A 21,837-nucleotide genomic window follows, 5' to 3' on the forward strand; every position below is an offset into this window, starting at 1 on the left:
GCTAACAATATAATTATGGACATTTACACACTAATTAAAGAGGAAATGAAAAAAGTCTATTTATCTCGCGATTGTTGTTTTGTAGGTTATAGCGGGGGGAAAGATAGTTCTGCTATGTTGACATTGCTATGGGATGCGATTTCCGAGCTGTCGCTACAAGATCGTACAAAACCTATTCATATATTAACTTCCGAGATTGGGGTAGAAACACCTGTTATGACTGCTTATATCTCACGTACATTAAAGAAAATCCAAAAGAATGCGGATAAGCAAAACCTTCCGTTTATAGTACATAGTGTTAGACCATTAATGAAAGATTCATATTGGTATAAACTACTAGGTAGAGGTGTTCTTCCACCAACAGGAAATAGTAGACTACGATGGTGTACTGATTCCCTTAAAGTTAAACCCATGCAACGTAAGATGAAGGAAATACTAATAGATTTCCCAACTAAAAAAGTAGTAGACTACTTTGAAGAGTACAATGGAGTCCTTGCTTTGGCCGTTCGTTTATCTGCTAAAAATAGTACAAAAATGAATTGTGCATAAATTAAAATAAGAAACCTTATATTAAAGGGTTTCTTATTTTTTATGTCTTAAAAGTCAATATTTTAACGAAGGATATTATTGGAATTACTGGACACCTTACTACTGCTGATCAGAATGTCGATATAGTGTTTATTGGATTACTATATAGTGGAATAGATTTTAGTTAGAACAATGAATAGGATTATATAGTATTTACTATTGAGAATGATTATACGACAAGTTGGATAGAGATTGAAAGTGTACAAGAATTCTTTGTTTATGAATATCATTGCTGGCGATAAATAAAAGGTTGGAATAGTATCGTTAAAAAGTTCACTATTTAACGATAGAAAGCACTTGTATAAAAAGTTCAACAAAACAATGGAACTTTTTTATACAATATGTATCCATAGTTTTAATAAAAGGTTCCATTGGATTAATTTTTTGAGAATTATAATTAATCTTGTAAGGTGTTTTTCCTTTCTCAACCATTAAAGACCTTTGTCTACTTAGGGAAGTACCAGTTAATTCATTGATGAACGAGCCTTCAAACCGCTTGAAGATTCTTTATGAGATGTTCGTTCGTACAGTTCATTCCTTCGCGGATATCGTTCAGTTTCTTGGACTTTTTCACATAGGTTGTATTCAAGAGCACAACCTTTAGTTCCTGTTCTTCTAACCAATAAGTTAATGGTAGTCAGTGGTGGTCTGTAGGTTTCCATCCTAATGATTTCATATGGTGCTGAACTTTCTAAATTGGATTATCCTGGAATGTTGAACTTAAATACTTTGAGAAAAGAGAATCTTAATGGATTCTCTTTTCTCATTCTGCATACATAACTAAAAAGAGACAGAAACACTGTTGGTAAAGTATTATCCCTTTTGAAATATATATTTTAATAGGATTTAAAAATTATTATATACAAGATGTATTCATATTTTTATAGTTCAATATAAGAATTTAAATTATACTCTATAATATTCGTTTTTATATGAACATGCTTTACACTTTTAATATTAAAATCAGCCATACAAACTATTTATTTTCTGCATTGCTCTTTCTTAAGTCCTAATACATCCCATGTATTTCCCCATATCTTCATTTCGTTAAAAATAGGCTGTAGAGTTTGTCCTTTATCAGTTAAGGAATATTCTACATGAGGTGGGATATTAGAGTAAATTACACGTTGAATAATTTTTTCATTTTCTAATTCTTTTAGTCTCATGGATAGTGTTCTAGGGCTGATTCCTTTTAAGGATTTTTCTAATTCACCAAACCGTTTTGGTCCCGAAAAAAGGTCTCTAAGAATAACAAATGTCCACTTCCCACCAATTACCAGCATTGTTTTTTCTATAGGGCATTTAGACAATTTTTCTTCTTCTTGTTTAAGCATACATTATTCCCTCCTGATACTATATATAAATATAGTTACTATACAAAAAATCAGTACTTTTATAATTGTAGCACTTCATTTATTATATTTTATAAAGAACTAATGGTAAATAATAAATTTAATCATCAATTATTTTCCCGGAATACACAAGGGTTATTAGTTTAAAGGAGGTGATAATATGAATAGTACGAGAAGATATGTAATTTTAAGATCTCCAATAGTTTATGAATAGTAAATTCATAACAAACTATAAAATCACTATCAATATATGTAGATTAAAGGGAAGGGTAAGGGATAAAAATGACAATACAAGAGACAGACAATAATAGAGCAGAGTTACTTAAGACGCATACCCGCACTATTTCTGATATTTGGATTTTAGTATCTTTAGCAATGGGATTTATCATGGCGACACTTGATGTTACTGTAGTAAATGTAGCAGTTGCTGATATTCAAGAAAAACTACAAATTAGTCTTTCAAGTACAACATGGATTGTTGATGGCTATATGTTATTTTTTGCTTCTTTACTTTTAGCGGGTGGTTCATTAGCAAATAGATATGGAGCTAAAAATATTTATTTGATTGGACTAACAATTTTCGTGATTGCATCTGTATTATGTGCCTTAGCACCTACTGGAACTATACTTATAGTAGCTCGTTCTATTCAGGGAGTTGGAGCAGCATTATTTATGCCGAGTTCCTTAAGTTTATTGGCAATTTCTTATCCAGATGCGAACAAACGTGCAAAAATGTTTGGGATATGGTCTGCTATTGTTTCCATCTCTTCAGGTTTAGGTCCTTTTGTTGGTGGAGTATTGGTTAATACATTTGGTTGGCGAAGCATTTTTTTAATTAATATCCCAATAGGTATTATCGGACTGTTAATGGCCTATTTTATTGTGACATCTTCCCCTGGGAAAAAAGGTAATCTGAATATTTTTAATCATATTCTAGGTATCATTACCTTAGCTGGACTTTCTTTCACTCTTATTGAAGGCCCATCATTGGGATGGTCATCTTCTTCAATAATAATTGCACTTATTGTAACGATTGTTACTGCAACTCTTTTTATATCTATAGAGCGTAGAGTAAAAGATCCAATTATCCCTATGAAATTATTCAATAATTCAAGTTTTTCATCAGCCAATTTAGTTGGATTTTTAATTAATTTTGCATTATTTGGAGGAATTTTCATGTTTGGTTTATTTCTTCAAAAAGCAAAAGGAGCAAGCCCTTTTATAGCTGGCGTGGAATTATTACCAATTATGGCGGTATTTGTAATAGGAAATCTATTATTTGCACGATTAACAACACGTTTAGGAGTTAAAATTCCAATGTTAGTATCGATTACAATAGCGGGAATAGGTTCACTACTTTTAATGTTTAGTGTTTCTAGTGCACCCTATTGGATATTGGCTGTTATTTATGCGATTGCTAATTTAGGAGTAGGCGTTGCGGTCCCGGCAATGACTGCTACTGTAATGCAGGCAGCAGGTAAGGAACATGCAAATATAGCAGGAGCTACATTAAATGCTAATCGTCAAGTTGGGGCGTTAGTAGGTGTCGCTATAATGGGGGTAGTACTTCATGAAGCACATAGTTGGTACAATGGAGCAACTATTGCTTTCTTGGTAATGAGTATTGCTTATCTTGTGGCTTCTTTCTTAACTTGGCGATTTGTACGTACTGAAATATAATTTTAAAATACTTTAATAAAAATCTCTTTTCTGGAGTTTATATAAAATATAAATCTCTAGAAAAGAGATTTTTATTTTATAAATATAAGGATATTTGTGTAATTTTATGTAATTAAAAGTAATTTAATGTAATTAAATGTCAAAAAATGTAGAAAAATAACTTTGGAATTTTTTTACTAATAGGTTTATAATAACAAATGTAAAAGAAAGTTATTTGAATATAAGGAATCTTAAGAAGGGAATTTATTTATCGAATATAACAAAAGGATAAGGAGGTGATTCATAACAAGTAAAGTTAGTTGTAAAGAAGGAACAATTTGTTTTCAGAAATAAAATCAATATTTTTGTTTATAGAGTTAAAAAAATTTATATCGAAAATAAGAAGGAGTTGACTAGTATGCTAGCTACTGATCTTAGATATAAAGACATTGATGATATCTTGGGATCTAGAGAACAACGTTTTTTTGGCTCGGGATTTAAAAAAGTAAATCATCAAATATATGATATAGAGGTTAGTGAAAAATGTGTTGTAGCAACAGCTGATATTAGCTATCCTACTGACTGGTCTAAAAAGTCAGAAGATACAGATTTAAAACCTCATCTTAGTACTATTGATGCTACAGTATTGAGTTTACAACTAAATGAAGTTTACATTATGCAAAAGTTTGGGATTACAGAAGCTCAAAGAAGAAAAATATGGCTGAAGCGTATTGTTTTGAAAGCAGGAACAACACCTCAAGAAGATTTAAATAAACTTATAATTAGCACTCAACATATTAAAACAAAAAATGTTTCTGACTCTTTAGGTACAAACGTATCTATATTTGAATCTCAGATTGGCTCTATGCAAATTCGGTGTGAAATAGAACACGATATAGAAAAAGAATGCAATGAAGGAGCTAAATTTGATAGCATAGATCAAATTTTAGGATTACATAGCAAAAGATATTACGGAGATATGTATAAAAATCCACAACAAATCATGGAAGATGTGCAATTTGATTTTCAAAATCAAAAAGTTACATCGTTAGTTAATGTGACACATATAAATGAAAGTCCTTTTAAGTTGGAGGGGATGGAGGCTGCCTATTACCCATCTTTCTCAATTATCGACTGTATGATAACTGTTGCCCAAATGGCTCAAGCGCTAATATATAAAGTTGATGATATTGATCGTAGCAATAGTAATACCCTTTGGATGAGAAAAGTTATTATTGAAAATAAAAACCCTTATCAGCCATATGAGCCCTTTGTTGCATCAACATATATTTCAAAAAGTAATTTATTGAAATTAAAAGGTAGTATGTGGAGAACAACTGAAATGTTTGGAGAATATAAAAATTATAGTTTACATTATTACCTTGCTCACGAATTACCATCTGTTGATTGAAATAATATTAAAGATTTTTTTACAAGAAAAAGTTAATTAGGTAAAAAAATAACATAGTTAAATAATAAAATGAGGTGAATAGAATATGAACTTAGCGATTTCAGGTACTTATTCTTCAGGTAAAACAACAACTACATTGGCATTAGCTTATTTAACAGGGATTCCACGAACACATGCAAAAACTATGCGTGAAATTTTACCTGATGCATTGCCAGGAAAAAGACTAGAAGATTGTACTCCAGCAGAACTTTTCCAATTAGGTATGCGTCGTTTGGTCGAACGTGCAGTACATGAAAGTCATTTGCCAAATGGTTTTATATCTGATGGTTCCTCACTCCATGAATGGGTGTATGGAAAAATAAGAATTAGAGTTGGAATTAACCCAAATGATACAGTGGGAATGAATAAAGACATAGAAAAAGATGCTAGTATGGTGTTTTTTGAAGAAGTCATTGATAATATGGGAGCTGTTATGAAACAGCATGCTAAACGTAATTATGATGAGTTTATTCATTTACCAGTAGAATTTCCATTAGTGGCAGATGGACACCGACCTGTATCAGAAAGGTTTAGACAATTATCGGATGAATTATTACTTAGAACACTCGATGAACTTGAGATTAAATATCATATAGTATCGGGAAGTATTCAAGAAAGATTAGAGAAAATAATGAAAATATATAATTTAAAGCCTGTAATGGAAATTGATAAAGCTATTGCATTAGCGAATGAAGAAGTCAAAAAAATGCAAATTGAAATTGAAGCGGCTAATATGTAATATTAAAAAACTAGGTAAACATATCAAAAATTTTCATATAAAAATTGGAGGTATTTTCATGAATAATAATAAAATTTTATTGTCCAAATCTGTTACGCCTTTGTTTGAATCATTTAATCTTGGGAATTTAACTTTATCAAATCGAGTTGTTATGGCTCCAATGACCCGTAAATGTTCTCCAAATGGAGTTCCCGGACCTGATGTTGCAGCATATTATAAACGCCGAGCTGAGAACGGTGTGGGTTTAATTATTACAGAAGGTACAGTCATTAATCACCCAGTAGCTGCAAGTGACCCTAATGTTCCACGCTTTTATGGTGAAGATGCATTAGAGGGATGGAAAGAGGTAGTTCGAGAAGTCCATGCTGCAGGCGGACGTATTATTCCACAATTGTGGCATGTGGGAATGGACCGTAAAGTTGGTGATTCACCAAACCCTGAAGCTAAACCAATTGGTCCTTCTGGTCTAGAAAAACCAGGTGTAAAAGTAACTGATCCAATGACTGAGAAAGATATTAAAGCAGTAATTAAAGCTTTTGCACAAGGGGCTGCTGATGCTCAGCGTCTAGGCTTTGATGGAATTGAACTTCATGGAGCGCACGGTTACTTAATAGACCAATTCTTATGGGAGGGAACCAATCAGCGTGAGGATGGCTATGGTGGGGATATGGTTGCTCGTACGCGATTTGCTGCTGAAATTGTTGAGGCATGTCGTCAGGCTGTGGGACCAGATTTCCCAATTATTTTCCGTTTATCACAGTGGAAAACACAAGATTTTACCGCTAAATTAGCTTCAACACCTGAATTGCTTGACGAATTTTTACGCCCTCTTGTAGATGCAGGAGTTGATATTTTTCATTGTTCAACTCGTCGTTTTTGGTTACCTGAATTTGAAGGTTCCGAACTTAATTTAGCAGGATGGGTTAAGAAATTAACCGGAAAACCAACTATTACAGTTGGTTCAGTTGGTCTTGATAATGAGTTTTTAAGCGCTTTTTTAGAAGGTAAAGGTGCTAATAATACGAATATTGATAAATTAATTGATATGCTCGAACAAGAAGAAGTTGATTTAGTTGCTATTGGTCGTGCTTTATTAGCCGATCCTGCTTGGGCAGTAAAAGTACGTGATGGTCGTTTTGATGAGTTACGTCCTTTCCAAGTTGAATCATTAGGTACACTGTTTTAAATATATGCTTTATATTACTAAAAGAGTTGTTTTCATAAATGAAAGGATGAGAATATGAAAGCAATAATTTTTGGAGGAACTGGCTATATTGGCAGTCATATTATTGAACAACTAATTTCAGCCGGATATATGGTAACTATAGCTACACAAGATATCGATAATATAAGTTTTTTAAGAGATATGGCAGTCAATATTGTTCAGTTCGATAAAACGGATATTAGTTCAATTCAACAAATTATCAAAGGACATGATGTTGTTTACAATTTATCCATAGAGGATAAATTACATAATAGCTTTTTAGAAGATATTGAAGAGGAAATAGACTTTACCAAAGAGCTTATTATTTATTCCTCCAACACTAAAATTTCTAAGTTTATTCATTTAAGCACAATTTTAATATACGATTTTCAAAAAGAGGATAATATTGATGAATTCTATGTCCCAAATCCTCAATATCAGATTCAAAAACTAGGTATTCACTGGGAAAAAGTAGTTCGGGAAATTGGTCAACAAACCGGAATTAAAACTTGCATATTACGTCCAGCTATTTCTATTGGAACTAGGGATAGATCTTCATTTTTCACAAGATTATTAGAATCTCATTCTAATAATCTATATCCACTTATAGAAAAAGGGAATCCCGAAGTATCTCTTATTGATGCAAGAGATATTGGCCGTGCTATGGCTTGGTTAGGGTCATATGAGTGCAATAATGAAAATGATAGTGTCTTTTTAGTAAAGGGATTTAATACCACTTGGTATCAATTAAAAAAAGCAATCGATGATGTAATAGGCAAAGAATCACAAACGGTTAATTTACCTAAAAATCTAACCAGTGAGCAAATTGAAAAGTATAATTTAACTCCGTTTACAGTTAAGGCATTTTCAACAAATAGATTAATAAATGATAATAGAATTAGGAAAAAGGGATTTATCACTAAATACAAATTGGAAGATACAATTAGAAATACTATTGAGTATTATTTGAAATAAATTCTCAGGAGGAAAATATGAATAATTCTACATTAAATGAAACTAAATTATTTGGATCCCGTTATACTTGCCGTGCATATAAAAATATACAAGTTGATAAGGGGCTATTGGAAAAAGTATTTGTAGATGCAACAAAATCGCCTTCTTGGGCCAATTCGCAACCTTGGGAAATTTTTGTTGCAGGGGGAGATAAACTAAAAGAGTTAAGAAAAGCTTATTTAACAGCATTTAAAAATGGAGTTCCCATTAATTCAGATATTCCTAGACCACAAAATTGGCCCCAAAAATTAGATGATCGTATGAAACAAATGGCTATTGAGAAATTTGAAAATATGGGTATTGATCGGGACGATACACAGGCTAGACAAAAGCATATAGAAAATAATTTTAACTTTTTTGGTGCGCCAGTTGTAGCATTTTTATGTATGGACGTTTCTCTATCTGAATGGTCAGTATTAGACATAGGACAATTATCACAAAGCTTAATGTTAGCTGCACAAGCTCATGGATTAGATTCAGCTCCTTCTTATACTTTTGTAACATATCCAGATAAATTGAGAGAAATTTTAGATATTCCAAGCCATCTTAAAATAATGTTAGGAATTGCTATTGGATATGGGGATTCTGAGCATGAACAGAATCAATATAAAACTAGTAGAGCACCTTTAGAAGAAATTGTTTATTTTAGAGGGATATAATTAAAATTCATTCGTAAGTTAGATATTAAGTAATATATACCGTTAGAAATTAATCATCAAAAACATATAAAAAGAAACTGCTTATAATCATCTAATGTATATAAGTGGTTTCTTTTATAAATAAAAAATTACATATTCGTATACAAGGGGTTAAACGTGATGAAAAAATGGATTTCTGTACTTTTAGTAACATCTTTTATACCTTCGTTACTTCTTTTAAATCTAGAATCAAAGAAAAAATCTAGTAAATATATAGAAATAAAAAGGGAGAAATTATAATTATTTTATTACATATATATTAGATTAAAGGCCCTATATAAACGGTAGTGATGTATTAAAAAAATGAAGGGAGTTTTAAAGATGTCATTTAAATCGTTATCCTATCAAGAGGGATTACAAATTGATTTATTTTCATCAGAGTTTAAGAAAGATGCTTATTTATTTTATGAAAGTCTTAGAGTAAATAATCCTGTATTTCGCTTTTCACTCCCTAGTGAGAAAACTGCTTGGTTAATTACTAGATATGATGATGCAATTAAAATATTAAAAGATAATCAATTTATAAAAGATCCATATAAGCTTTTTAAGCCGAAAGAAATAGAGAAAAAGAGAAAATGTTCCCAAATCTAGAAAAAGATTTGTTAACAAATCACATGTTAAACTCCGATCCACCTAATCATACTAGATTACGCAAAGTTGTTCATACAGCTTTTAGTTCTAGAACAGTTGAATCTTTACGCAGGCAAATTGAAGATATCTCTCAAGACTTAATAGATAAAGTTGAATATAAAGGAGAAATGGATATAATTGACGACTTCGCCTTCCCACTCCCGATTGCAGTTATTGGAAGTCTCTTGGGAGTACCAGAAAGTGATTATAAAATGTTTCGTAAATGGTCTAATACATTAGTGGAGGCAAGTAATTTTCCAAGTATAATGAAAGATGCGCGTCCGGAATTCCAAGCTTTTTCTGATTATCTTCAATTTTTAATTATGAAAAGGAAAGAACAACCTAAAAATGACCTTATTAGTAAATTAATTTATACTAAATCTGAAGAAGACCAGCTTACACAACAAGAAATATGTTCCATGGTTTTTTTATTAATAATTGCAGGGCATGAAACAACAGTTAACCTAATTGGTAATGGAATTTTAGCATTGTTACAATTTCCGGAGCAACTAGAAAAACTTAAAAGCAATTTTAATCTTATTGACTCTGCAGTTGAAGAATTGTTGCGTTTCTATAGTCCGGTTGAACTAGCAACAAATCGGTGGGCTAGCAAAGATTTATTTATTCGTGACAAACTAATTCGTAAAGGAGATATGATCGTGGTGTCCTTAGCTTCAGCTAATCGCGACGAGTTTAAATTCTTTAATCCTGAATATTTAGATATTTCAAGAAATAATAATCATCACTTAGCATTCGGTATGGGAATTCATTATTGCCTTGGGGCTCCCCTAGCTCGCCTTGAGGGAAAGATTGCTATCAATACAGTATTGAAAAGAGTACCAAATATTAGACTTAATGCTGACTTGGAAACTTTGTCTTGGCGTCCCACTTACTTAATGAGAGGGTTAGGCAAGTTACCAGTGATTTTTTAGATGATTTATAAAAAATAAAGTGTAGTAAGTGAAGCAAATAAAGTCATAGGTTAAATTAAGTAAATTGTTATTTCGATATATAGGAGAGAAAAGTACCAATAGAAAATAAAATTGAGTGTGTATTATGTTAAAAAATAAAATTTTTTACTATGTAATGTACTTAGGGTTTATAGGTACGATTATTTAACCGATTGGTGCTTCTCTTAATTTAGTAACCATTAGTAAAAAATCACATTCATAAAAATTAAGGAATGATTTTTGGGGAGTATATTCAAAATATTTAATGTTATTGGGTTATGGTGCATCAAACTAGTTTATTTTCAACTTTATGAATGACATTGTCGTAGTATTTTTGGATTAAGTTAGCTAAGATTAAACAATTTTATTAAGTGACTACTAGAATTGTTTTGATACTAATTCTACTAACGCCTCTTTAGATCTGAATCCAAGTGCTCAATAGACTACTTGACCATCTTTTAATACGAATAAGGCTGGTATACTCATAACTTTAAAGTTATGAGAAGTTTTTTTATTTTTATCTATGTCTATTTTTACAACCTTTATTTTCACCTTCATTTCTGTGTCAAATTCTTCTAGCACCGTGGATAATCTTTTACAAGGACCACACCATTTTGTCCAAAAATCTACTAAAACAATACTTTTATCTGTTTCGCGTTCAAAATTTTAATCAGTCACGTTTATAATATTCATTTATATCCTCCTCTAAACAGGTTATATCTGGATTGTAACATGATTTTCTTTATTTGTATTTTTTTAAAAATTATCATTTTTAGGTTACGGTGTTTATAAAAATGTAGAAAACGACAGAACAACTCCCCAAAAGTCCGTAAGAGCTAAAAATAATATTTAAACGTACAAAATTCCTAGAATGATATGATTAGACCATAATGGTTATCTATAAAAAGTAAAACTAATTTCATGAAATTCCATAAATTACCAAATTCACTATTAAGCATCTATATAAAACGAGTGATATCAGTACGTATACAGATATCACTCGTTTTCTTAAGTTTAACATTTGTATCTTTTGTAAAGCCCATGTTTACAATTTCGTTAAAAGAATCTTCTGGATATTGAACAACTCCACGTTTAATTAGCGATATATGGAATTCTGTATAAAAGAATGGGGATATAGTTTATGAGAACATCAATTAAACACATTGACATGGCTACACAAGAAATTAAATCTGTATCATACGAATGGTTATTAGATTAATTACCTGAGGAACAAAAAAGATCGTTTACTTGGTAGTTGGAAAAAGCAAAAATTAAATGAAGAGTTAGAGCTAATTTGTTCGTGCACTAATAAAAATTGAAATTATAAAATGAATTACTTTACCCCTAATTGTAGCCATGCTGATATTGGGACTAGGATAGAAATGTTGGTTCTTTTGATGTCGGAATTAGGTTGGCTATATTTTCGTTAAAATGTAGGCAGAAGCTCTTGGTTTGCATAATTTGTAGTGATTATGCACGATAAATAATTATGTACAATTACGTAATAAGTTTGAGGTTGAATGGAACAGGTACTTAATAATGATTTTTTAATTATGTACAGATATTTTATGTAGATATGTAAGTAACGAAGAAAGCGCACTTAGAAGACAGAGTATTCAAAAATATACAGTAAGTAATGAATCTTTATTTTCACGTCACAATGATATGAAAAATATACTCTGCTTTAATCCAGTCAAATTCTTAACCGGTGATGAAGTATGGATGTTGCTTCTAGATAGAGGGATACCTCCTTTTGGTGTGGATGTAGAAGAAATGAGTATACAATACGGACAAGCTATGTTTGAATACGGCATAAAAACAGGCGGAAAACAACAAGGAAATGCTCGTGGAGCTGCAAATTCGCGTAGTGGCTATTGGACTTGTCTTATGATGAATGGTGAGGATAAACTGCTAACCCAGCTAATAAGCGAAGGATATACAGATTATGCTTATCTACAATCATGGAAAAGCTTCTTACGCTCCATTAGAAACGATATTCGTTATCGGAATGTAATGAATAGGCGAAGTCTGCAAACACTCCTTAAAAACGAAAATAAAGGGGATTCGGACTTGTTTTCAATTCAAAATCATACTGAATATGATTATATTATGTTTGATCGCACAGAAAAAGGAGACTATGCACCAGGAGGGCTTACGGTAGAAGAATGCTTTTAGAGTATCTACTTTTTACACAACAAAAGATGAATACAAGTCTTATTTCTGAAGAAGAGATTGAGGCAGTACTGCAAGCCTGGTATGAAACGGATGGAATTAGAGTATACCGAGATGAATTGGAACCTATACACCACGCATATCTAGGTGAGTTGGTGTTCAAACCCGATTGTACAATAAATGAGGAAAAAACAACATCTCCATTTCCCGTATTTTTTGTAGAAATAGATATTCATCTAGGGAAGCAGGAACTATTTCGTTGGATTAAAGAGCGGCAAAGAATTACACAACAAAGCTTTTTCTTCTTTCCTTCAAATTATTCAAATGAAGTTGCAAAGTTAACATGGAACAAGCTAACCTTTGTTGTATCTAGAGTAGATGTAACAGAAGCAAGAGACGCTGAACGAATTGTTCGTCATTGGTTAGGAATGGATATGTACCATGGAAAGAAGAACGAACAACATAAACAAATGCTAATTCAGCTATTAATTCAATCCATAAAGAATGAACAATTTTTTAAAGAAGATGAAAAAGCTAGTGCGAAGCTTTTGTATGCAGCAGAGTTTACAAATAGACTTTCTAGATTAATAGAAACAGAGGAAATACTATCCGAAGAGACAAACCATCTCTTTGTAAAAATACTTAAGGAATTAAGAAACGAGGCTTTTTTAATAGATTAACATTTGAACTACTCACCACTTAACGTCCTTACGGACTGCTTGAAGTGGGAGATTCCTGCGAACACCGATGTATCCAACAGTTATCTTAGCAGACTCTGCCCGTAATTCCTACGGTGAAAACATAAGTATCTTGTACGTTGACTCACCACGCTTCCTAACTTTAGCTTGGTTTTCGCAACTTCAGCAAACGTGGGGCGAAAGAACGTTGAAGATTTTACGATTGCAACGTTTTTCTGCAATCAACCTCATATCTTCAGTTTTCAAAGAGCAATCTGTACAAGTATATGGTAGCAAACATGTTGGCTTATGCCAACCGACATTCATCTCCCACCTAAAATTGGTGTTTTACACCTTCACATTTTTGAGGGAGGAGTCTTCTGTCGGAAAACAATAAATAGAAGCTATATTTAAAGAGAGTACCAGTAACGTAGGTACTTTCTTTAAATTAAAAGTAAGATAATACAATGTATCAATTAATATATAGAAAATATAGGGGGATTAATAATTATGCGCCTATACATATTAGAAATTACTACAGAACATAAAATCAGTTTTATTAATGCGACATCAATAGAAAAGGCCATAGAAGCATTTAAAAGGATATATAAACATTATGAAGATCAAGTACCATTTTACGTTAGAGAGATACATCCGAGTGAAAAAATCATAATGGATACAATAAGCGGTGAAATACATTGTATAGGAGACAATAGCGTTCTAAAGAAATGTTTGGAAAATCTTATGCACTTACATACTCCGATTGATTGGGTTCCTACACTTGTACTATATCAAGATGTAAAAGCGGATCCGGTTTCGTTTACTATACATAAATCATGCCTGATAAAAGGAAGTCCTAAATATAACGAGGTTGGGATGGATGTTTGGAAAAGCGCTCTCCAGGTATCGTTAGATGACCACAGAGAGGTTTGGAATGCCCTAAAGACATTTTTACATATCCAGGTACTTTCTGTATTTGAATTAGAACAAGTAATCAAAGTTAATGAAATAAGGTGATAATAATGGAATTCGAAGAACTTATACAGTTTGTAGAAGAAAATAAGAAAGAGCATTTTCAAGATATAATTAGTCAGAACGAAGCTGCAATTAAAAAGATAGATGCGGAAAAGTAAGAAGTAATCAAAGAAAAATATATTAATAAGAAGACGCGATGTTTTGAATAAAGTCGCGACGTTTATAAAAAAGTTGCGATGTTTTGCCCCTTTGGATCTGTTTATCTAAAGGGCTATTTTTATAGTGAAAAGAAGATCTGAGCTGAAAGGCGGATTAAGGAATCGTTGAGTAGCAATAAAGTTACTCAACTAAAGGGCCAGTTTGTGGAGGATTTTAACAGGTTTTTTAGGGTTATTATTTAAAAAAGGATTTTGAAGTCTCTTGGTGAAAATTAAATATTAAATCTATAAAAGATAGAGGTTGTTGTGATGTTGAAACTGTTTCAATATAACTGGCAAGTCCGTGATGATTGGTTTACATTGTGCGAAGACATACCAGATGAAGAACTATTAAAGAAACGGGTCGGTGGGTTCGGCAGTATACTACATACCCTATTTCACATTGTAGATGTGGAATATATGTGGATCTTAGGTTTGCGAGGTGAACCAGTGCCTGAGGAGCCATTGTTTGAGGATTATGCTAGCTTACAAAAAGTGAAAAATCTTTCAGCTCAATACCATGAGAAAGTGAAGCCATTTGTGACATCTTTGACAAATGAAATGGATTCTCGGAAACTTTCAGAAACTGATTTCAATGAAGAACCGATTAGCTCTAGAGACGCACCAATCAGGCGCCGAGTCATTGAATGTACACACGGAGAGATCATACGTCATGTCATTGTCCACGAAATCCACCATATTGGCCAGTTATCTATATGGGCACGTGAAATAGGAAAGGAGCCTGTTTCCGCAAATCTGAGAGGAAGAGGGCTATTCGATAATTAGACTGCCTTTGCCAATTTCACAAACGGGCGCGATTGTTGAACAACATAGGTAGAAATGATCAAACTTTTTTATAAAAACCAAACTTAAATCTGCTGGGGAAGAATCCATTTTGATCAATCTTTTTCAAAATGGATTCTTTTTATTTATCGTAAAACTTTGGATTGCGAGGTATTTTTGATCAAACTTTATTTCAAAGCTACAACTGTAAATATTGATAATATCTTTTTAAAGATATTTTAGTTTTGAACCCCATCCTCAGTTAATCCTTGCTTAATAAGACGGAGAATAAAAGTGTTTCTCATCTGCTGTGCAGAGATACGCCTATTTAATTCCGCACGTTTCACTTCAAGTCGTATCATCTTTTGTATAGCAACTTCAGACAAAGCTTTTGGCGCATCCTTTTCGTACACCCAACGATACGTACCTCGATTAATATCAAATGCCACAAATAGAGGATTATCTGTGTGTTGTCTAGGTCTTACAGGTTCCGGAATAGTCGTGTAATATTTGTAAAGCTGCTGCGTATCTTCCATAGTTAAAGAGACGGACCTAGTTGCTCCATTTTCCCCAGGTACCATTAAGATATTTCTAGCAAACTGTATATGGCTCATATTAAGCGATACAAGCTCTTGCAAGGACAACCCATAGTTTACTACTAAATTTATAATACAAACGTTTCTATCCATAATAAGAGGGCGATATTTAGCTTGTCTTTCCGTTAACCCATTTGTTGATAGAACAGTTTGTTTTAAAAGCTTTTCTTCCATTTCGGTAATAAAATTATTATCATTTAGTGATAGATCCGGAATTAAAGAGCGATTAATACCATCCAATGGACTAACTATACCTAAAAACATGTGTAACTTCTTTAAAACAACCCATATTCTGTGTCTTGTTTTCTGAGAATATTTACGCTTGTCTTCTAACTCAGAGAAATACATCTGATAGTCTGCTTCAAAAAGTTCACTCCATGATTTGATATCTAGAAGTTTCTCATTTGCTCTTAGCCACTTATAAAAATCTTTAATATTATAAGCATAACGTTTAATCGTGGATTGTTTCCGTCCTTTTTCTGTTAAATAAGCAGAAAAGGCTGCTAATGTTTTCGCTCATTATAATCACCTAATTTCTTAGGAATTACTATAACAGAAAATAAGTGAAAGACCTGCTACCGCCCTTTGCTACGCACGGTTGCTGGCATATCCAAAAAGGAACTACAAAAACTAAACCCCAAAGAATCCCTTTAAAAAATCCAATCTCGTTATAAGTATTCATTTCTATGTAAGTCGAATCTTTTAGTACAGCCATGTTTAATCCTCCCAATATGAATTGTTTATTAAAATGAAAAAAGGACAAACCTCGCCCTGGTAGGGATACGTAGGTTTGTCCTTTTTTATGTGGGTAATGATATGTTTAATTACCATTATTATAACGGAATTTACATATTTTTTCAATTAGGTCTGACATCTTATTAACAAGTATACTAGCTGTATTAAAAATCTATTATAAATATATATCTTATATATTAAAAAGAAATAAAGATAAAACTATTATAGGTTATCAAAAATAGGGAAGAGATCTACTCCCACAAGGAAAAATTTAAGGTTAGAACGTAAAAAATCATAAATAGTAGAAAATGTATCCGTAGATTTAATGATGATTAGACTTTCAATTCTACAAAAAAGCATAAAGGGAATCATATGTTTCTACATGAAATCGGAAAGAAATTGATACAAATCACTTTATATTTATCCAACTATGAAAATAGGCTTTATTTTCTTTATTTTGTTAAATACAGCATTATCTAGTGTTCAATTATCCACATTTTATCCAGATTAGACTGCTATTTGTTAACATTACCCAGTATATATACATAACTAACATTATTATTGATGATTTTTATTAGATAAATACAACAACATTAGTAATTACAATGATTTTAGAAAGATTATATTCACATTGAACCATATTTGTCCGCATATCCACTATTTTTATAATTTTCCTTTTGATTTTTTGTAGGTATTATGAGATAGGTTTTACTACATTAAAAGAATACTCCCTGACGTTATGTGGAGAGTTATATATTGCTAGAATCGAATTTGTATAGAATTGCATAAAAAAAGACTCCATTTTACATGAAGTCCTTCCGATTTGGTATTTATAAATAGAGTAGCAGAGATGGATTACTAATTAAATAAACACGAATAGCCCTCTACTTTCGATTTTTTCAAAAATAGAGAGCTCTTTACTATTATTTTATTTCCATTGCGTGTAGCACCTGATCTGGAGCTGTTATTGTTACTCCAGCACGTACTAAACGTTCGAAGGTACGCATAAACTCTAGTAAATTAAATTGCTTTGGTAGTTCAATAACACGAAGTTTTTCTTGTGGCAGCTTATCAATTGCCTCTATAAACCATTCACGAACATCACTTGGAATTGTGCGTTCTTTATGGCCACGAACTTTTAGTTTTTCACGCATTTCAATTTCTAAAGCGATATATGCATGGAGATTCACTCCCTGATCATATGCATATTTTCTAAATAACATTTCTTCCTGGTATTTTATATAATTACGGTGATAAGACTCTTCTGTTACTGGTACTGCAAACTTCTGCTTCAGTAGTGCATGTACATTTCTAAACATCTTCTTAATGTTATGAAGAGAGTACATAGAATAATGTAGACCAAAATTAAAGACAGCTTTCTCACGGTCACTATTTCTCTCTTTTGGTATATGTTGTGCAATAAGAGGGTAGATACCTTCTTTCGCCGCTGTATCCAGAATTTGATATTGAGATGTCTGATGTAATAGTTTTTTCAATGTATATACAAGTTTTGTAGGGTATCCTTCTTTGCGATCAACCATATCACGAAGCCCACGAATGACACTACGAATTTGACGATGACAAGTATGCTTTAGTACATGAATGAACTTATTCATGCCTGTAGACAATTCACCGATATTCATTTCTTGTAGAAGTGATTCGATGAATTTCGCTTTACGTGCATAGGTAGCTTTTGGTGTAAACGGATCCCTGTATTGTTCTTCTCCAGATTCTTTCGAACATAAGAAGTCTGAATGGATAGATAGATATAGCGTTGTATATCGTTTTGTATATTTTACACCTTTTTGCATTTTGCAAATTTTGAATAGGGGACTACCCGTACATGAGAATGTAATTGTTAATTCATCGATAACCGCACGGATTTGATGCGGATATTTTTTATGTAAGAAACGATACATCCCGCCAAAGTGAGTCTTGTTTCCTCTTTCGTCTTGCTTGTCCAAAGAGCGCTTTAGCGTTATTTCTGTATGTTGTTGCATTGCGATATCTAAAAATAACTTCTTAGCCGCTACAGATAACTTAAAGAAAGCCTTTGTAAATACAACAGGACTAATATATATGTACGGATTTGCTTTTTCTGTTTCCCCATTCAGAAAATGAGTGAGTTTAATTGTGTAACGGCCATCAATTCCATTTTCAATGGAGATAATGTTATGTAAGCTTAACTTTTTCAAAGCGATATAGAATTGAGAGTGTTGGATATAAGCAAATTCTTCTTTATATTGTTTGTAATCTTCCCACATCATATATATGGTTACATTGGGAATGACACCATTAGTAAAGCATTTCTTATGTATATATAAGAACACTTCGAGATCAGCATTCGTAATGCCGTATAATTTATGCTTTCTTCCCGTTTTTTCTGCAAGTGCAGACATTGCGCGACGTGAAAAAGATGGTTTGGCTCTTTCGACAAATCCATCCACATCAGCAATACGTTCTTCGTATGTCATGTGCTGTAGAATATCTTCTAAATAAGTATCTTTATAACTGTAGTACTTCTCCTCAAATGCTTCCACAAGCTTTTGCCAAGATTTGAGTGTTACTAAAACTGCGTTTGTTGTTTTCCCATTTAAGCTACGTTGATTACGTATCACAAATGATTTCCCCATCTTTTTCACCTCCGTTCTACAAATTCAGAAATATATGTCAAAATACTATAAAATATACCAATTATGATTATAGCAAATCGAATTTTGTAAAAATGTGCCCTTTAAGAGAGAATTTCAAAAAAGGCAACACCTTATGGGCCTTAGAGCGACAAGGGATAGAGAAAATTGTTATTTTTATTTTTGGTACGCGACTCGGGAAGGAATGTTGCTCTTTTCTTGTATGATGCTATTTAATGAGAAAAGGAGAAATCCTTTAATATCAATACTTTATTGATATTTCAATTGATTTTTGGTACGCAACTTGGGAAAGGTGTTGCTCCTTTTTCAGCAAAATGGGTACGCGACTTGGGAAAGAATTTTTGTGTAATATATAAATTGCTTGTGATTTAACATCTTAGATCACCTGATATAACAGCATTTATGGCTGATTTCACTAATAAGATAGGTACGCGACTTGGGAAAAACGTTGCTTATTTAGAAAAAAAGTACGCAAGATGGGAAGAATGTTGCTTCTTTTTCACCTGAAATTAAATAATTTAAATGTTTAGTGTTGCTTATTTAGAGAAATAAGTACGCAACACGGGAAAAATGTTGCTTATTCTAGTGGAATAGTACGTAAGTTGAGAATGATGTTGCTTGTTTTGGACTAAGGGTACGCAAGATGGGAAAGATGTTGCATGTTTTACTTCCATTTAGTGAAAAGGGTTTACAAACTAATAAAAACTAAGTGTATTGTTGCTATTACAGATACGAAAGTTAATTCTTGAATATTAGTTTCCATTTATTTAATATTTTTTTATTTTGGAGTCTACCAATGTTTATCCTTATGAACTTAATATTTTATAAAGACATTATCAAATATATTTAAAATAAAGATTGGGTTAGCATCCTTTCAGATATTTCAATGTCCTTATTGATAGTAATACTAGGAACGGTACTATATACAATTCTATTTTTAGTAATTTCAAAACCCAAAAATCAATAAAGATTTACTTTCAATTATCACTCGAGGAAAGGAAAAAGACAGCAATAAATCAGCTGTCTTTTCTTTCTTGACACCTATAACATTCTATTTTTTAGGCATCCACGTATGTCCACAATTTATGCAACCATTGACAATGTTCTTTCTACCAATAAATCCACTGAATATTGTTACAGGAAATCCTAAAAATACAATAATTATAAAAGTAAATCCAAACACATTTTGAACACTATAATCTCCATGATCGTCAAAACGAAGAAGTAAACAAAAAGAGACTATTGGAAAATAAGCAAAAGAAGCCTAAAAACCAGGTTCTTTTGCTTATTCCTTTATGTAAACTTTTCAATATAAATTTAGGTTGAAAAAGCTTGGATTCTATACTTCTAACCCTATAAATAATTTAGTTTTCTTCCAATTATTCACTTGAGATCCACTACTAATAGGACTAATTATTTTTAAAACATTTCACAATAATTATATATTTTGAATATTCAGCTAAATATTTATAAATAAATTAAAATGTTAGAAAATACAAATAATATGGTATTCTTATTTATGTAATATTCATTCCAAAAAAGGGGGATTTTTCATGTTTAAGAAAGTAATAATTGGAACATTAGCAACTGGAATTATGTTATCTGGTGCTGGAGGAGTATTTGCGGAAACACCTACTGATACAAGTGTAAAATTAAAAACAATTGATAATAAAAAAAGTTTTGTTAAGAAAAAAGAAAAACAAGACTTTCCTGGTTACAAATCAAAAGGGGAAATACCCACTGTAAAAGAGTGGAATGGAGTAACTTGGTATTTAAAAGGAGTAACTGAAGTAAGTAAAAATTCATGGACAGGACATTATGAAGGATGGCGAACAAGTAATAATTAAGAAACTTTAATTTATTACTCAAAAATAGGCAAAAAGACAGCAATCAATCAGCTGTCTTTTCTTTTTTGATCTATAGACATTCTATTTTTTAGGCATCCATGTATGTCCGCAATTCATACAACCATTGACAATATTTTTTCTACCAATAAATCCACTGAATAAAGTTATCGGTGCCCCTAGGAGCATCATTAAAAAACCAACAAATGCAGCCATATCCTGAAGTGGAGAATGTCGAGGAACTATTCCAATAGCTATAAGTGTAGCTAACATAAGAAACAGAATTAAAAACATCCTTTTAAAATTATAACCACGTTTATTACCAACTATTTGATCAGATTTACATTTCCTACAAACAACCCGCCTAGTTACTTTTTCTTTTTGCACTGTCATGTTCAATCACCCTCTTTAACTATAAATTCCAATAAACTAATTATAAGATATATTAACTACAATAAGATACAAATATTATCAAAATAAGAAAAAGAACCTTAAAAACCAGTTTCTTTTTCTTATTTTCCAATGTAAACTTTTTATTATTAGTTTACCTTCAAATCCCCTTAAATATTAACTTCTCTCCGAACCCCCTGATATCCTCAATTTATATAATAAAAGTATACATTGAAAACACTGTAAATAAAGAGTTCACAATCTCTTATACGTTTAATCATTCACTCTCTCTTTCATCTAAAATCTGCTCAAAACAAAATTTAAAACAAACTAATTTAGTCCATCTATTTCTAGCAAAAGTTAAAATGTTAAAAATATATGGAAACAAAATTGAAATTAAAATTATTAATAGTACAAATCCCCACATTTCTTTTGAAAGAAAAGCTGAGTCTATAAAAGCACTAAATAAAACCGTCACATACATAATAATTAATGGTTGTATTCTATGTATGCTATCTTTTTACGACATTAAA

15 protein-coding genes and 4 pseudogenes are annotated in these 21,837 nt (G+C 31.8%); 13 read left to right on the top strand and 6 right to left on the bottom strand.

What is annotated here, in order from left to right:
* Positions 1-12: 12 nt before the first annotated feature.
* Positions 13-510: pseudogene (locus tag AB6801_RS23115) on the top strand (phosphoadenosine phosphosulfate reductase); the annotation flags it as partial.
* A 1,058-nt stretch (positions 511-1,568) separates the two neighbouring features.
* Here the strand turns inward: AB6801_RS23115 and AB6801_RS23120 are convergent.
* Positions 1,569-1,922, bottom strand: coding sequence for a winged helix-turn-helix transcriptional regulator (locus AB6801_RS23120; protein WP_000917567.1), 354 nt, complete (start codon positions 1,920-1,922; stop codon positions 1,569-1,571).
* A gap of 300 nt (positions 1,923-2,222) precedes the next feature.
* Here AB6801_RS23120 and AB6801_RS23125 point away from each other — a divergent pair, with 300 nt between their 5' ends.
* The 8 genes from AB6801_RS23125 to AB6801_RS23160 all read left to right on the top strand — a co-directional run bounded on the left by AB6801_RS23125 (position 2,223) and on the right by AB6801_RS23160 (position 10,266).
* Complete coding sequence (locus tag AB6801_RS23125) at positions 2,223-3,620, top strand: MFS transporter (protein ID WP_097796855.1); 1,398 nt, start codon at positions 2,223-2,225, stop codon at positions 3,618-3,620.
* A 397-nt stretch (positions 3,621-4,017) separates the two neighbouring features.
* Complete coding sequence (locus AB6801_RS23130; RefSeq protein ID WP_000881482.1) at positions 4,018-5,010, top strand: AvrD family protein; 993 nt, start codon at positions 4,018-4,020, stop codon at positions 5,008-5,010.
* 85 nt (positions 5,011-5,095) lie between these two features.
* Positions 5,096-5,788, top strand: a complete 693-nt coding sequence (locus AB6801_RS23135; RefSeq protein WP_001046571.1) for an ATP/GTP-binding protein — start codon at positions 5,096-5,098, stop codon at positions 5,786-5,788.
* Between the two features lie 58 nt (positions 5,789-5,846).
* Complete coding sequence (locus tag AB6801_RS23140; protein WP_001063575.1) at positions 5,847-6,974, top strand: NADH:flavin oxidoreductase; 1,128 nt, start codon at positions 5,847-5,849, stop codon at positions 6,972-6,974.
* Between the two features lie 54 nt (positions 6,975-7,028).
* The gene (locus tag AB6801_RS23145; protein ID WP_000643934.1) at positions 7,029-7,967 is read left to right on the top strand and encodes an NAD-dependent epimerase/dehydratase family protein; all 939 of its coding nucleotides are present in this window, start codon (positions 7,029-7,031) and stop codon (positions 7,965-7,967) included.
* 17 nt (positions 7,968-7,984) lie between these two features.
* Positions 7,985-8,665, top strand: a complete 681-nt coding sequence (locus tag AB6801_RS23150; RefSeq protein ID WP_001066121.1) for a nitroreductase — start codon at positions 7,985-7,987, stop codon at positions 8,663-8,665.
* 360 nt (positions 8,666-9,025) lie between these two features.
* Entirely contained in the window at positions 9,026-9,295 is a 270-nt protein-coding gene (locus AB6801_RS23155) for a hypothetical protein (RefSeq protein ID WP_002063056.1), read from the top strand.
* Entirely contained in the window at positions 9,280-10,266 is a 987-nt protein-coding gene (locus AB6801_RS23160; RefSeq protein ID WP_080000453.1) for a cytochrome P450 family protein, read from the top strand. Before AB6801_RS23155 ends, AB6801_RS23160 begins: the two co-directional genes overlap by 16 nt.
* A gap of 453 nt (positions 10,267-10,719) precedes the next feature.
* On the opposite strand, the pseudogene AB6801_RS23165 reads toward AB6801_RS23160, so the two are convergent.
* Positions 10,720-10,977: pseudogene (locus AB6801_RS23165) on the bottom strand (thioredoxin family protein).
* A gap of 882 nt (positions 10,978-11,859) precedes the next feature.
* Between AB6801_RS23165 and AB6801_RS23170 the strand changes: the two are divergent.
* The 3 genes and pseudogenes from AB6801_RS23170 to AB6801_RS23180 form a co-directional block, all read left to right on the top strand.
* Positions 11,860-13,136 (top strand): annotated as a pseudogene (locus AB6801_RS23170) (adenine nucleotide alpha hydrolase family protein); the annotation flags it as partial.
* Positions 13,137-13,643: 507 nt separating this feature from the next.
* Positions 13,644-14,150 carry a hypothetical protein gene (locus AB6801_RS23175; protein ID WP_001242097.1) on the top strand — a complete coding sequence of 169 codons (507 nt, stop codon included), beginning with the start codon at positions 13,644-13,646 and terminating at the stop codon, positions 14,148-14,150.
* 425 nt (positions 14,151-14,575) lie between these two features.
* The gene (locus AB6801_RS23180; protein ID WP_000915548.1) at positions 14,576-15,091 is read left to right on the top strand and encodes a DinB family protein; all 516 of its coding nucleotides are present in this window, start codon (positions 14,576-14,578) and stop codon (positions 15,089-15,091) included.
* Positions 15,092-15,287: 196 nt separating this feature from the next.
* On the opposite strand, the pseudogene AB6801_RS23185 reads toward AB6801_RS23180, so the two are convergent.
* The 3 genes and pseudogenes from AB6801_RS23185 to AB6801_RS23195 form a co-directional block, all read right to left on the bottom strand.
* Positions 15,288-16,197: pseudogene (locus tag AB6801_RS23185) on the bottom strand (tyrosine-type recombinase/integrase); the annotation flags it as partial.
* A 34-nt stretch (positions 16,198-16,231) separates the two neighbouring features.
* Positions 16,232-16,399: a hypothetical protein gene (locus AB6801_RS23190; RefSeq protein WP_000279636.1), complete on the bottom strand. Its 168-nt coding sequence runs from the start codon at positions 16,397-16,399 to the stop codon at positions 16,232-16,234.
* Between the two features lie 943 nt (positions 16,400-17,342).
* Entirely contained in the window at positions 17,343-19,052 is a 1,710-nt protein-coding gene (locus AB6801_RS23195; RefSeq protein WP_103653315.1) for a hypothetical protein, read from the bottom strand.
* A 1,571-nt stretch (positions 19,053-20,623) separates the two neighbouring features.
* Between AB6801_RS23195 and AB6801_RS23200 the strand changes: the two genes are divergently transcribed.
* Positions 20,624-20,917, top strand: a complete 294-nt coding sequence (locus AB6801_RS23200) for an LCI fold-containing protein (protein WP_000475236.1) — start codon at positions 20,624-20,626, stop codon at positions 20,915-20,917.
* Positions 20,918-20,998: 81 nt separating this feature from the next.
* On the opposite strand, the gene AB6801_RS23205 is transcribed toward AB6801_RS23200, so the two are convergent.
* Positions 20,999-21,307 carry a hypothetical protein gene (locus tag AB6801_RS23205; RefSeq protein WP_000218028.1) on the bottom strand — a complete coding sequence of 103 codons (309 nt, stop codon included), beginning with the start codon at positions 21,305-21,307 and terminating at the stop codon, positions 20,999-21,001.
* Between the last annotated feature and the right edge of the window lie 530 nt (positions 21,308-21,837).

Origin of the sequence: Bacillus sp. RCC_6_1 (assembly GCF_041360755.1) — a bacterium.
In the GTDB taxonomy this organism is placed as follows: Bacteria; Bacillota; Bacilli; order Bacillales; family Bacillaceae_G; genus Bacillus_A; species Bacillus_A cereus.